This is a genomic window from Aliihoeflea sp. 2WW, from assembly GCF_000497755.1.
GTDB lineage: Bacteria > Pseudomonadota > Alphaproteobacteria > Rhizobiales > Rhizobiaceae > Aliihoeflea.
Genome location: NZ_AYOD01000008.1, coordinates 75,599 through 88,773, shown reverse-complemented (window position 1 = coordinate 88,773; position 13,175 = coordinate 75,599). Strand labels below are relative to the sequence as shown.

13 protein-coding genes are annotated in these 13,175 nt (G+C 65.6%); 11 read left to right on the top strand and 2 right to left on the bottom strand.

Annotation, left to right across the window (positions count from 1 at the left end):
• Positions 1–28 precede the first annotated feature (28 nt).
• From ALII_RS0105420 to glyS, 5 genes are all read left to right on the top strand, one after another.
• On the top strand, positions 29–979 hold the full coding sequence (locus ALII_RS0105420; protein WP_024586306.1) for a glycine--tRNA ligase subunit alpha: 951 nt from the start codon (positions 29–31) through the stop codon (positions 977–979).
• A 1-nt stretch (position 980) separates the two neighbouring features.
• A complete protein-coding gene (locus tag ALII_RS0105415; protein ID WP_024586305.1) occupies positions 981–1,577 on the top strand; it encodes a cysteine hydrolase family protein in 597 nt (198 codons plus the stop codon).
• Positions 1,578–1,642: 65 nt separating this feature from the next.
• Positions 1,643–2,212, top strand: coding sequence for a LemA family protein (locus tag ALII_RS0105410; RefSeq protein WP_029660236.1), 570 nt, complete (start codon positions 1,643–1,645; stop codon positions 2,210–2,212).
• Positions 2,213–2,220: 8 nt separating this feature from the next.
• Complete coding sequence (locus tag ALII_RS0105405; protein WP_024586303.1) at positions 2,221–4,152, top strand: DUF2207 domain-containing protein; 1,932 nt, start codon at positions 2,221–2,223, stop codon at positions 4,150–4,152.
• Between the two features lie 80 nt (positions 4,153–4,232).
• Positions 4,233–6,545, top strand: a complete 2,313-nt coding sequence (gene glyS / locus ALII_RS0105400) for a glycine--tRNA ligase subunit beta (RefSeq protein WP_024586302.1) — start codon at positions 4,233–4,235, stop codon at positions 6,543–6,545.
• A 3-nt stretch (positions 6,546–6,548) separates the two neighbouring features.
• Here the strand turns inward: glyS and ALII_RS0105395 are convergent, their stop codons facing one another.
• Positions 6,549–6,851, bottom strand: coding sequence for a hypothetical protein (locus ALII_RS0105395; protein ID WP_024586301.1), 303 nt, complete (start codon positions 6,849–6,851; stop codon positions 6,549–6,551).
• Positions 6,852–7,018: 167 nt separating this feature from the next.
• Between ALII_RS0105395 and ALII_RS0105390 the strand changes: the two genes are divergently transcribed.
• From ALII_RS0105390 to ALII_RS0105380, 3 genes are all read left to right on the top strand, one after another.
• Positions 7,019–7,987, top strand: coding sequence for an L-threonylcarbamoyladenylate synthase (locus ALII_RS0105390; RefSeq protein ID WP_024586300.1), 969 nt, complete (start codon positions 7,019–7,021; stop codon positions 7,985–7,987).
• 9 nt (positions 7,988–7,996) lie between these two features.
• Complete coding sequence (locus ALII_RS0105385) at positions 7,997–9,424, top strand: FAD-binding oxidoreductase (RefSeq protein ID WP_029660234.1); 1,428 nt, start codon at positions 7,997–7,999, stop codon at positions 9,422–9,424.
• 201 nt (positions 9,425–9,625) lie between these two features.
• The gene (locus ALII_RS0105380; protein ID WP_024586298.1) at positions 9,626–10,189 is read left to right on the top strand and encodes a DUF6101 family protein; all 564 of its coding nucleotides are present in this window, start codon (positions 9,626–9,628) and stop codon (positions 10,187–10,189) included.
• A 60-nt stretch (positions 10,190–10,249) separates the two neighbouring features.
• Here ALII_RS0105380 and ubiA read toward each other — a convergent pair whose 3' ends face one another.
• Entirely contained in the window at positions 10,250–11,221 is a 972-nt protein-coding gene (gene ubiA, locus ALII_RS0105375; RefSeq protein WP_024586297.1) for a 4-hydroxybenzoate octaprenyltransferase, read from the bottom strand.
• 97 nt (positions 11,222–11,318) lie between these two features.
• Between ubiA and ALII_RS0105370 the strand changes: the two genes are divergently transcribed.
• The 3 genes from ALII_RS0105370 to purD are packed head-to-tail and all read left to right on the top strand — an operon-like array spanning position 11,319 to position 13,173.
• On the top strand, positions 11,319–11,573 hold the full coding sequence (locus tag ALII_RS0105370; protein WP_024586296.1) for a type II toxin-antitoxin system prevent-host-death family antitoxin: 255 nt from the start codon (positions 11,319–11,321) through the stop codon (positions 11,571–11,573).
• Complete coding sequence (locus ALII_RS0105365) at positions 11,570–11,842, top strand: Txe/YoeB family addiction module toxin (RefSeq protein WP_024586295.1); 273 nt, start codon at positions 11,570–11,572, stop codon at positions 11,840–11,842. Before ALII_RS0105370 ends, ALII_RS0105365 begins: the two co-directional genes overlap by 4 nt.
• Positions 11,843–11,901: 59 nt before the next feature.
• On the top strand, positions 11,902–13,173 hold the full coding sequence (gene purD / locus ALII_RS0105360; RefSeq protein ID WP_024586294.1) for a phosphoribosylamine--glycine ligase: 1,272 nt from the start codon (positions 11,902–11,904) through the stop codon (positions 13,171–13,173).
• The last annotated feature ends 2 nt before the right edge of the window (positions 13,174–13,175 follow it).

Sequence of the window (13,175 nt, the reverse complement as noted above, 5' to 3'; positions counted from 1 at the left end):
AATCACGCAGGCGAATACGAAGAGTTTCATGACAGCTCCCCATATGAACCCCTCGCGCTCCTTCCAGGGGCTCATCCTGGCCCTGCACAATTACTGGGCCGAGTATGGCTGCGTCGTGCTGCAGCCCTACGACATGGAGGTCGGCGCGGGCACCTTTCACCCTGCCACCACCTTGCGCTCGCTGGGCCCGAAGCCGTGGAACGCGGCCTATGTCCAGCCCTCGCGCCGGCCGAAGGACGGGCGCTACGGGGAAAACCCGAACCGGCTGCAGCATTACTACCAGTATCAGGTGATCCTGAAACCGAACCCGTCGAACCTGCAGGAACTCTATCTAGGCTCGCTGAAGGCTATCGGCCTCGATCCGCTTCTCCACGACATCCGCTTCGTCGAGGATGACTGGGAAAGCCCGACGCTCGGCGCCTGGGGCCTTGGCTGGGAATGCTGGTGCGACGGCATGGAAGTCTCGCAGTTCACCTATTTCCAGCAGGTTTGCGGCATCGAATGCGCGCCGGTTTCCGGCGAACTGACCTACGGCCTCGAACGCCTCGCCATGTATGTCCAAGGCGTCGACAACGTCTACGACCTGAATTTCAACGGCCGCGAGGGCACGGAGAAGGTGACTTACGGCGACGTTTTTCTGCAAGCGGAACAGGAATACTCGCGCCACAATTTCGAGCACGCCAACACTGCAATGCTCTTCAAGCATTTCGAGGATGCCGAAGGCGAATGCCGGGCTCTGCTCGATGCCGGCGCGCCGAAGGCTGCCGAAAATACGACGCTCCACACGATGGTCCTGCCGGCCTACGACCAGGCCATCAAGGCCTCCCACGTCTTCAACCTTCTCGATGCGCGCGGGGTGATCTCCGTCACCGAGCGCCAGAGCTACATCCTGCGCGTGCGCAATCTGGCCAAGGCCTGCGGCGAGGCGTTTCTCCTCACCGACGCCGGTGGCGCCAATCTCAACTTGGAAGTCGCATAAGATGGCAAAGACCCTGCTCGAACTCGCCGGCGCCAATTTGACGCCGCCCGCTCTGTCCGAAACCGCGCTCGTCATCATCGACGCGCAGCGCGAATATGTCGACGGCAAGCTGCCGCTGCCGGGCGCAGCGCCGGCGTTGGCGAACATCGCCCGCCTTCTGAGCAAGGCCCGCGCGGCGGGCGCGCCGGTCATCCATGTCCAGCACAAGGGCAAGGCCGGCGGCCTTTTCGATCCCGCGACGACCTCCTTCGCGCTCGCAGATGAAGCTGCGGCGACGGACGGCGAAACGGTCGTCGAGAAGGGCCTGCCCAATGCCTTCGCCGGAACCAATTTGAAGGACGTGCTCGAAGCCACCGGCCGCAAGCGCCTCGTCCTCGCCGGCTTCATGACGCACATGTGCGTCTCGTCGACGGCCCGCGCCGCGCTCGACCTCGGCTTCCAGACGGTCGTCGTCTCCGACGCCTCCGCCACCCGCGACCTGCCGGTCCCCGGCGCCGAAGGCGAAGTGCTGACGGCCGACGATCTCCACCGCGCCGAGCTCGCCATGCTCGCGGACCGCTTCGCCATCGTCTGCACCACGGACGATCTGGCAGGCTGAAAGCCCGGCTTTCCAAGCCCTTGCCGATGATCTAGCCTGCGCCGTCGCCAACGAGGACGCGCAGCATGGATTTCGGCATCGGCACGATACTTCTCATTCTTCTGGTGCTGGTCGCCGGCTATGCGATCGTCACCTATAACGGCCTCGTACGTGCCCGCCAGCTCGTGCGCGAGGCGTGGAGCGGCATCGACGTCCAGTTGAAGCGCCGCGCCGATCTGATCCCGAACCTGATCGAAACCGTGAAGGGCTACGCCGCCCACGAGCGCGGCACCTTCGAGGAGGTGACGGAACTGCGCGCCCGCGCCCAGAGCCTTCCCGCCGGCGACGTCGCCGGGCGCGCGCAGGTCGAAGGCATGCTCTCCCAGGCGCTCGGCCGCCTGCTCGCCGTCGCCGAGGCCTATCCGGACCTGAAGGCCAACCAGAACTTCATGCAGCTCCAGACGACGCTGGAAACGCTCGAAGGCGAAATCCAGATGTCCCGCCGCTACTACAACGGCGCCGCCCGCGATTTGAACATCAAGGTCGAGAGCTTCCCCTCCAACCTCGTCGCCGGCGCCTTCGGCTTCGAAAAGGCCGAATATTTCGAGATCGAGAACCCGGAAGATCGCGTCGTTCCCAAGGTCTCCTTCTCCTGAGCCCTGGCATGACCCGCATCTTCGCCTCACTCCTCGTCCTCCTTGCCCTTGCCTCCGCTGCTTTGGCGCGCGAAGAGATCACCGCCTTCCGCGCCGACATCGACATCGCCGCCGATGGCACGATCGAGGTCACCGAGACGATCACCGTCAACGCCGAAGGCAACCAGATCCGCCGCGGCATCTTCCGCGACTTCCCCCTCCGTTTCGAAGATGCGGACGGCAATGAGCGCGAAGTCGATTTCGACATCCTCTCCGTCACCCGCGACGGCGATGCCGAGCCCTACGCCACCGAGCGCGGCTCGGGCATCGTGCGTATCCGCATCGGCGATGCCGACACGCTTTTCGCCCCCGGCCTCCACACCTACGAGATCACCTACGAGACCAGCCGCCAGATCCGCTTCTTCGACACCCATGACGAATTTTACTGGAACGTCACCGGCAATGGCTGGGATTTCCCGATCCGCGACGCCGTCGCCGACATCCGCCTGCCGCAAGGCGTCTCGGCCGACGACGTCACCTTCTACACCGGCGCCTTCGGCTCGACGGCACAGGACGCCTCCGCGCAAACGCTAGATGGCGGCAGCCGCATCGTCGTCGAGGCAGATCAGACCATGGCGCCGCGCGAAGGCCTGACCGTCGCCATCGCCATGCCAAAGGGCTCCATTGCGCCGCCCACCGCCGCGCAGGAGCGTGAATGGTGGCTGCGCGACAACCGCGCGCTTCTCATCGGCGCGCTCGGCCTCGCCGTGGTGCTCGCCTACTACCTCTGGGCCTGGACCCGCGTCGGCCGCGATCCGCCAGCCGGGGTCGTCGTGCCGCGCTGGGAGCCGCCACAGGGCATCTCGCCGGCGCTCACGAACTATATCGACAAGCGCGGCTTTCGCGGGCAGGGCTGGGATGCACTCTCCGCCGCGACGATCAACCTCGCGGTCAACGGCTATGTCGAACTCGACGATCTCGACGGTGACCTCACCATCCGCCGCACCGCAAAGCCCGCCGCCAACCTGCCGGTCGGCGAAGCGGCCATCCTCGGCCATCTGCCGCAGGAGAGCGACACCCTCACCGTCGACAAGGCGAACGGCACGCGCGTTATCGCCGTCGGCTCTTCCTTCCGCTCCGCGATGGAAAAGGAGCACCGCAACCGCTTCTACCGTCACAACCGTGTCTATGTCTTTGCCGGAGTTGCTCTTTCCGTCCTGACACTCGTCGCCTTCATCGCTTTTGGCGGACTCAGCGAAGGCCTCCTCGGCCTGATGTTCGCCGGCGCGATCCCGGCCATCGTGCTTTCCGTCTTCGCCGTCAATTTCGGCCGCCGCCTGCGCAGCGCCACATCGCTCGGCGGGCGTCTCATGGCGGTCGTCATGATGGGCTTTGCCGGCTTCGTCGTCTTTTCCGGCCTCAGTACCACCATCCTCTCGGTCATCCTCGATCCCGGCGATGTCATGCCGATCGCGGCTATCCTCGGCATCGTCATGGTCAACGTCATCTTCCTCTTCCTGATGGGCGCGCCGACCCCGCTCGGCCGCAAGTCGATGGATGAGATCGCCGGCCTCAGGCAATATCTGACGGTCGCCGAGGAAGAGCGGATGAACATGCAGGGCGCGCCGCAGATGTCGCCCCGTCATTTCGAGACCCTGCTTCCCTATGCCGTCGCGCTTGGCGTCGAAAAGCCGTGGTCGCGCGCCTTCGACGCCTGGCTGGTGACCGCGGCCGCAACCGGCGCCGCCGCCGGCTATCTCGCGCCGTCCTGGTATCACGGCGGCAGCTTCGACGGCGGCTCCATCGGCTCCACCATGGGCGGCCTCGCCGGCTCGCTCTCCGACAGCTTCACCGCCTCGTTGCCCGCACCGTCGAGTTCGTCCTCCGGATTCGGCGGCGGGGGAGGTGGCGGCGGCTTTTCCGGCGGCGGTGGCGGCGGGGGAGGCGGCGGCGGCTGGTAATTTCCGCCGCAGCCCATGACAAAGCGCGGCAAGCTTGGTAGAGCCGCGTCAATCATCTCAACAGCATCGCGACCCGTCCCATGCCCGACCTTCTGCTCGAACTTCGCTCCGAGGAAATCCCCGCCCGCATGCAGCGCAAGGCGGCGGGCGATTTGAAGAAGATGGTCACGGACGGTCTGGTCGAGGCGGGCCTGACCTACGAGGCCGCGACCGAATACTGGACGCCGCGCCGTCTGACGCTGGACATTCGCGGCCTTACCGCCCGGTCGAAGGACGTGCGCGAGGAGATCAAGGGCCCGTCCGTTTCCGCGCCCGAACAGGCGATCCAGGGCTTCCTGCGCAAGGCCGGCCTCACCGATGTCGCTCAGGCCCACACCCACACCGATCCGAAGAAGGGCGCGTTCTACGTCGCCCATCTGGTCAAGCCCGGCCGCGGTGCGGAAGAGATCATCGCCGAGATCGTGCCCGCAATCGTGCGCGCCTTTCCCTGGCCGAAATCGATGCGCTGGGGCGCGGCGTCCTCGAAGCCCGGCTCCATGCGCTGGGTCCGCCCGCTGCAATCCATCGTCTGCACCTTCGGCCCCGAAACCGAGGAGCCGGTCGTCGTCGATTTCGAGATCGACGGCATCCGCTCGGGCAACGTCACCTACGGCCACCGCTTCCACGCGCCGGACGCTATCACCGTGCGCCGTTTCGATGACTACGTCGCCAAGCTCGAAGCCGCCAAGGTCGTGCTGGACGCCGAGCGTCGCAAGCGCATCATCCTCGAAGACGCCAAGAACCTCGCCTTCGCCTCCGGGCTGGAACTCGTCGAGGACGAGGGGCTTCTGGAGGAAGTCTCGGGCCTCGTCGAATGGCCGGTCGTGCTGATGGGCGAGTTCGAGCAGGATTATCTCGCCATCCCGCCGGAAGTCATCCGCCTCACCATCCGTGCCAACCAGAAATGCTTCGTCGCCCGCCCGCAAGGCGCTGCCGATGGCCTCGCCAACCGCTTCCTGCTCACGGCCAATATCGACGCGACCGACGGCGGCAAGGAGATCGTCCACGGCAACGGCAAGGTCGTGCGCGCGCGCCTCTCCGACGCCGTCCATTTCTGGAAGACCGACCAGGCCGACCTGCCGGATTTGAAGCAACTCGGCGCATCGGCCGAAAAGTTCGGCCTCGACCTGTCAAAGCCGCTCGACCAACGCATGGCCCGCCTCGACCATCTCGGCGTCACATTCCATGCCAAGCTCGGCACCCAGGGTGAACGCGTCGCGCGCATCGCCAGACTAGTGCGCGAACTCGCCCCGATCGTCGGCGCCGATCCCGACCTAGCCGCCCGCGCTGCCGTCTTGGCCAAGGCCGATCTGACGACCGAGATCGTCGGCGAATTCCCCGAACTCCAAGGCGCCATGGGCCGCAAATACGCGCTGCTGCAAGGCGAAGACGCGTCAGTCGCCGCCGCCCTCGAAGACCACTACAAGCCCCAGGGCCCCTCCGACACAGTCCCCACCGACCCCGTCGCCATTGCAGTGGCACTCGCCGACAAGCTCGACACGCTGGTCGGCTTCTGGGCCATCGACGAAAAGCCGACAGGCTCGAAGGACCCCTATGCGCTGCGTCGGGCGGCGCTGGGCGTGATCAGGATCGTTGTGGAGAATGGGGTGCGATTGGATCTTATCAAAGTGATTGCGCAGACATACCAGCCAATTGAGAAGTTTGCCTCCATTCATCTCCTGATGGTTGCCGCGACCCTTCCCTTATTTTTCCACGACCGCTTAAAAGTCTACATGCGCGACAAGGGCGCGCGTCACGACCTCATCGACGCGGTACTGTCGACCGGTGCATACCCCTCATCCGACCCTTCGGGCCACCTTCTCCCACAAGGGGAGAAGGAAGGGCGCGGCGGCGCGGCAGCCTTCCCCTCGCCCCTTGTGGGAGAGGGTGGATCGGCGCGCAGCGCCGAGACGGGTGAGGGGTATTCGTCGAGCGACGACCTTCTCCTCATCGTCTCACGCGTCGCAGCCCTCGGCATCTTCCTCGATTCCGAAGACGGCAGGAACCTTCTCGCCGGCACCAAGCGCGCCGCGAACATCCTCGCCGCCGAGGAAAAGAAGGGCACCGCAATCGCCGTCGCCGTCGATCCGTCGCTCTTCCGCCAGCCGGAGGAAACCGCGCTCTTCGAAGCGGTGAACCACGCCGAAAAGAACGCGACGCAAGCGATTCAAACGCAGGACTTTTCCGCCGCCATGCTGGCACTGTCGGTGCTGCGCGTTCCGGTCGATGCCTTCTTCGAGGCGGTTCTCGTCAATGACGAGGATCAGGCCGTGCGCGCCAATCGCCTCGCGCTGCTTGCTCGAATTCGGGCGGCGACGGGTGCCGTTGCCGATTTCTCGAAGATCGCAGGTTGAGCCTTACTCGAGTTCGCCGCCATTCGTTTCGGCGTCGAACTCGGCCTCCGGCGCCTGCGAAGCGGTGGGTATCAGAACCGGCGAGGCATCCCCGGAAATCCCGCCACGCATGACCATCGGCGTCACCACGCGCATTTTCTCGGCCTTCGTCGGAACCACGGCCTCGACCGTCGGCTCCACCGCCGTTCCGCGCTCGATGATCGATGGCGTGCCCCCTTTCAGTTCCTGAAGAACGCTGATCGACCCCGCCTGGGCGGCGATCGGTAGGGCGGCAAGAAGGGACGTGGCAAGAAGAATGCGTGACATGGGCTTCCCGGCAATCGGACTGGCTGAGGGCGCCATCACGGCACGAACTCCTTAACATTTGCGGTGCGCTTTGCCCTTGCGGCATGGATTTTGCGCGTTTAAGCCCGTCGCCGAAAAGGAATCCCGGATCAACGACTTCGCCGGGAAAGATGAATCGGAAGATTGATTTGGCGGACATCGTGAAAGGCGAGGCGGGGCTGTCCCGCGCGGTGGAGTTGCTGGCGGCAGGCGAGGCGGTCGCCCTGCCGACCGAGACCGTCTACGGCCTTGCCGCTGACGCCACCGATGGCGAGGCGGTCGCGAAGATTTTCGAGGCCAAGGGCCGCCCGCGCTTCAATCCGCTCATCGTCCACGTCGCCGATATGAAGATGGCCGCCGACATCGCGATCTTCGACAGCCTGTCGCGCAAGCTCGCCGCCGCCTTCTGGCCGGGCCCGCTGACCATCGTCCTGCCTCTCCGCATCGGCCACAAGATCCACCCACTAGTCTCCGCCGGGCTCGATACGGTCGGCCTGCGCATGCCTGATGGCCTCGCGCATGAGGTGATCGCGCGGCTGGACCGACCGCTCGCAGCCCCCAGCGCCAATTCCTCCGGCCGCATCAGCGCAACCAGTGCCGCAGCAGTTGCGGCCGACCTCGGCCCAAAAATCCCGCTCATCCTCGATGGCGGCCCAACGCCGGTCGGCGTTGAATCGACCATCGTCAAGATCGAGGACGGCATGGTGCGTCTCCTGCGCCCCGGCGGCGTCTCGGCCGAAGACATCGAGGCCGTCGTCAACACGCCGCTCCTGCGCGGCCCGTCCGAGAAAATCGAGGCGCCCGGCATGCTCGCCTCGCACTATGCGCCCGCCGCTGCGGTCCGGCTCGGCGCAACGGCACTGATGCCGGGCGAAGCGCTGCTCGCCTTCGGCTCCTTCGCCATATCCGGCAGCCCGCTCGCCACCCGCAACCTGTCGCCCTCCGGCGATTTGCGCGAGGCGGCCGCCAACCTCTTTTCCCATCTCGCCGAGCTCGACGCCTCCGGCGCGTCCACCATCGCCGTCACGCCGATCCCAAAACACGGTCTCGGCGAGGCGATCAACGACCGTCTCGCCCGCGCTGCCGCGCCGCGTGACAATCCGGCCACCGCCAAATAGGCTCCGGCCATGTTGACCACGCCGCCGATCGATTCCGCCCTCCTTTCCAGATTCACCGCCATCGTCGGCGATAAATACGCGATCACCGAACCCGATTCGCTCGCGCCCTATCTCGTCGAGCCGCGCGGACGCTATGCCGGCACGTCGCCGCTCGTCCTGCGCCCCGGCACGGTCGAAGAGGTCTCGGCAATCCTCAAGCTCGCCACTGAAACGAAGACGCCTATCGTCCCGCAAGGCGGCAATACCGGCCTCGTCGGCGGTCAGATGCCGGATGGCACCGGCCGCGAGATCATCCTCTCGCTCGGCCGCCTCAACCGCATCCGCGAAATCGACCTTCAGTCGAACACGATGACGGTAGAAGCGGGCGTCATTCTCCAGACCAGCCAGGAAACGGCCGACGAGAACGGACGCCTCTTCCCCCTCTCGCTCGGCTCGCAGGGCACCTGCCAGATCGGCGGAAACCTCTCGTCCAATGCCGGCGGCACCGGCGTCCTTGCCTATGGCAACGCCCGCGAACTCTGCCTCGGCGTCGAGGTGGTATTGCCCACCGGCGAAGTGCTGGACGATCTGCGCAAGCTGAAGAAGGACAACACCGGCTACGATCTGAAGAACCTCTTCGTCGGCGCCGAAGGCACGCTCGGCATCATCACCGCCGCCGTCCTCAAGCTCGTCCCGAAGCCCAAGGGCCGCGAAGTCGCTTGGATCGGCCTCGAAAGCCCGCAAGCCGCGCTCGACCTCTTCGCTATAGCCTCGGATCGCGCCGGCGCAGGCCTCACCGCCTTCGAACTGATCCAGAAGCGCGCGCTCGACTTCACCTTGAAGCACATCCCCGACACGATCGACCCGCTCTCCGGCCCGCAGCCCTGGCACGTCCTGATGGAAATCTCCTCCGGCAGCTCGGCGGAGGACGCCCGCACGCTGATCGAGGAAATCGTCGGCGAAGGGCTTGAAGCCGGCCTCGTCGCCGACGCCACGCTCGCCATGAACCTCGCCCAGGGCGAGGCCTTCTGGAAGCTGCGCGAATCCATGTCGTGGGCGCAGGCGCCCGAAGGTGGCTCGATCAAGCACGACATCTCGGTGCCCGTCGCCGCGATCCCCGCCTTCATCGAAGAGGGCGCCTCCGCCGTCCGCTCCGTCGTGCCCGACGCGCGCCTCGTCTGCTTCGGCCACATGGGCGACGGCAATCTGCACTTCAACGTCACCCAGCCGGAAGGCGGCGACAGGGACGCGTTCCTCGCCCGCTACCGCGAGATGAACGACGCCGTCCACGCCGTCGTGCGCGCCATGCACGGCTCCATCTCCGCCGAACACGGCATCGGCCGCATGAAGCGCGACGAACTCATCGCCACCGCGCCGCCCGTCGCCATCGACCTGATGCGCCGCATCAAGGCCGCCTTCGATCCCGCCGGCATCATGAATCCGGGCAAGATCATCTGATCCTAACGGCTTGGAAAGGGAGCTTTCTCAATCCTTTCATGAGGTTGGAAAGCGATAACCATCCGGCGCATCCAGACAAATTTAACCGAAAATCTAAGGCCGACGGTAACAGCCCGCGCCTAGTCTCCAATCCAACGAGGCGGAAAACCGCCCGCGAGAAACCGCCAAAGGCGGCTCTCAGGAGAGACAGGAAGGCGAAACATGAATACGGGGCTGAAACCAGCCTGGGCGGGCCGCGACATGCGGCTCGATCCCTTCAGGCTGCCGCAAGCGACGACCTACGCAACCCAGGACGCCTTCGGCGACGTCTCCTTCGAGATCGACTGCCGCCGCGTGACGATCCACCGGATTCTGGAAAAGAGCCAGCTTCCCGTCACCGTCGTCCTGCCGGCCAATGCCTTCAAGGGCGTCGCCGCCCGCGCGATCGAGGACGGCGAGGGCCAGGTCACGGTCACGCTGGAACTGATGCACAACGACCCGATGCTCTCCGTCCCGCTGCTCGTCGCCCACGACCTCGACGACGTCGCCGCCGACTGGCGCGCCTGGGCCGAAGCCTACCAGCTTCCCATGCTCCTTTTTGAGGCCGACGGCGTCGCCCGTTCGCTGGAAGAATCGCTCGGCGCGGTGAAGACGGCTCCCGCAAAAGAGCGTCGCAAGCGCCGCGACTCCCTGCACAAGCGCCCGCGCTTCCTCGCCCGCCGCAAATTTGGCAATCTCGGCATGCGCCTCGTGGTCAATGGCGACGAGATCATCGCGCGTCGATAGAGCGCTGATCCTCCCCCGTTTACGGGGGAGGTGGCCCGCCAGGGCCGGAGGGCGCGCAGCTTAGATGGCCGCCGCCACGCTCCCCAGCACCAGCCCGCCGAAGATCAGCCACCCGACCGTCGAGTTCGACTTGAACAGCCTGAGACACTGGTCGCCGTCATCGATGTCGGCGACCACGATCTGCCGCGTCATATGCGCGGCCGCCGCCGCAAGCCCGAGATAGGCCGGCCACGCGACCTGCGCCACGACGAAAGCCGCTGCAAACAGCGCCAGCGCCCCCGAATAAAGCGCCACCAGCCAAGGCTTCGTATTTTCGCCGAACAACCGCGCCGTCGAACGCACCCCGACCAGCGCATCGTCCTCCCGGTCCTGATGCGCATAGAGCGTGTCGTAGCCGATCACCCACAGGATCGACCCGAGATAGAGCAGCGCCGGCGCCAGCGAAACGGAGCCGAAATACGCCGCCCAGCCCATCCAAGCGCCCCATGAAAACGCAAAGCCGAGAAAGAGTTGCGGCCAGTCCGTATAGCGCTTCATGAACGGATAGATCGCCACCGTACCGAGCGAAGCGATGCCCATCCCGACCGCGAACCAGTTGAATTGCAACAGCACGATCAGCCCGACGAGACACTGCCCGATCAGAAACGCCCAGGCCTGCCGGCGCGTCACCTGTCCGGAAGGCAACGGCCGCGAGCGCGTGCGCGCTACCATCGCATCGATGTCCTCGTCGACGATGTCATTATAGGTGCAGCCCGCGCCCCGCATCGCGATCGCGCCGATCATGAACAGCGCCAGATGCCAGATCGACGGCAGTTGCGCCGCGACGCCGTCGCCCGCTTCGAAATACGCCGCCCCCGCCAGCGCCGCCGACCACCAGCATGGCCACAGCAGCAGCCACCAACCGATCGGTCGGTCCCACCGCGCCAACTGCGCATAGGGCCAGACCCCCTGCGGCAGCGCGCGATAGACCCAGTGGCCGGACGGCGCATCGGCCACGCGCCCGCGCGCGCCTTTGGATTGGATCGTTTCCATCGCCTTCGATTGGCAGTGCGGGCCGGCAGCGTCAAGCAATCCGTTTGCGCGATTTCCAATGTACGACTATATGTACATCTAATCGGAGACCACCGCCATGATCGTCGCCAATCTCACCGAGTTCCGCGCCAACATCGCCCGTTACATCGAGAAGGTACTTGACGATCGCGACAAGCTCATCGTCACCCGCCGCAACCGCGAGCCGGTCGTCGTCATGCCCTTGTCGGAATGGGAGGGAATGCAGGAAACGCTGCATCTCCTATCCTCTCCCGCCAACGCCGAGCGCCTGCGCGCCTCCATGGCTGAACTCGATGCAGGCAGAGGCTTCGAGCGCGAGCTGATCGAGCCGTGATCGTCATCTTTTCCGGACGGTCCTGGGAAGACTACATCCATTGGCAATCCCACGACCGCGATACTCTCGAAAAGATCAACACGCTGATTAAGGACGCACGCCGCAGCCCCTTTCGCGGCCTCGGCAAGCCCGAGCCTCTGCGCAACGACATGGCCGGGTGGTGGTCGCGTCGCATCGACAACGAGCATCGCCTGGTCTACCGCGTCACCGGCAAGGGCGATGCGCAGGCGTTGGAAATCGCAGCCTGCCGGTTCCATTACGGCCGCTGACTTGACCTCGCTTCCGCCACCCCCTATCGCCGCCTCTTGAAGCTGAAACGAGGGCGGTCATGAACATTCTTCTCATCGGTGCTGGCGGACGCGAGCACGCGCTGGCCTGGAAGATCGCCGCCTCGCCGATGCTGACCAAGCTTTATGCCGCGCCAGGCAATCCCGGTATCGCCGAGCATGCCGAATGCGTGACGCTCGACCTCTATGACCACGAAAGCATCGCTACCTTTGCCAAGCTGATGGCGATCGATCTCGTCGTCGTCGGCCCTGAGGCGCCGCTCGTCGCCGGCCTCGCCGACGTGCTCGCCAGCCACGGCATCCGCGTTTTCGGCCCCTCCGCCGCCGCCGCCCGTCTCGAAGGTTCGAAGGGCTTCACCAAGGATCTGTGCGCCCGCTACGACATCCCCACCGCCGCCTATCAGCGCTTCAACAACGCCCCCAAGGCGAAGGCCTATATCCGCCAGCTCGGCACGCCGATCGTCATCAAGGCGGATGGCCTCGCCGCCGGCAAGGGCGTCACGGTGGCAATGACGCTCGACGAGGCGCTGGCCGCCATCGACGACTGCTTTGAGGGCGGGTTCGGGGAGGCGGGCGCGGAAGTCGTCGTCGAGGAATTTCTCGAAGGCGAGGAGGCCTCGTTCTTTTGCCTGTGCGACGGCAAGACCGCGCTGCCCTTCGGCACCGCGCAGGACCACAAGCGCGTCGGCGATGGCGACACCGGGCCGAATACCGGCGGCATGGGCGCCTATTCGCCGGCGCCAATCCTCACGCCCGCCATCATCGACGAGGTGATGCGAACGATCGTCGAGCCGACCATGAAGGGCATGGCCGAGATGGGCGCGCCGTTTGCAGGCGTACTCTACGCCGGTCTCATGCTGACGAAGGACGGCCCCAAGCTGATCGAATACAACACCCGTTTCGGCGATCCCGAATGCCAGGTCCTGATGATGCGGCTGAAGGAGGATCTCCTGATTCTGCTCAACGCCGCTGCCGACGGCCAGTTGGCGCACATGTCGGCGCGCTGGCGCGATGAGGTTGCGCTCACCGTCGTGCTCGCCGCCGAAGGCTATCCGGCGACGCCGAAGAAGGGCAGCGTCATTCGCGGCCTTGACAAGGTCGGCGACGACGTCGAAATCTTCTACGCTGGCACCGCCAGGAAAGGCGAGGACATCGTCGCCAATGGCGGCCGCGTCCTCAACGTCACCGCCATGGCCAGGACCGTTCGCGACGCACGAGAAAAGGCCTACGCCGCCATCGACCGGATCGACTGGCCCGAAGGCTTTTGCCGCCGCGACATCGGCTGGCGCGAGGTCGAGCGCGAGGCCCGCTGACG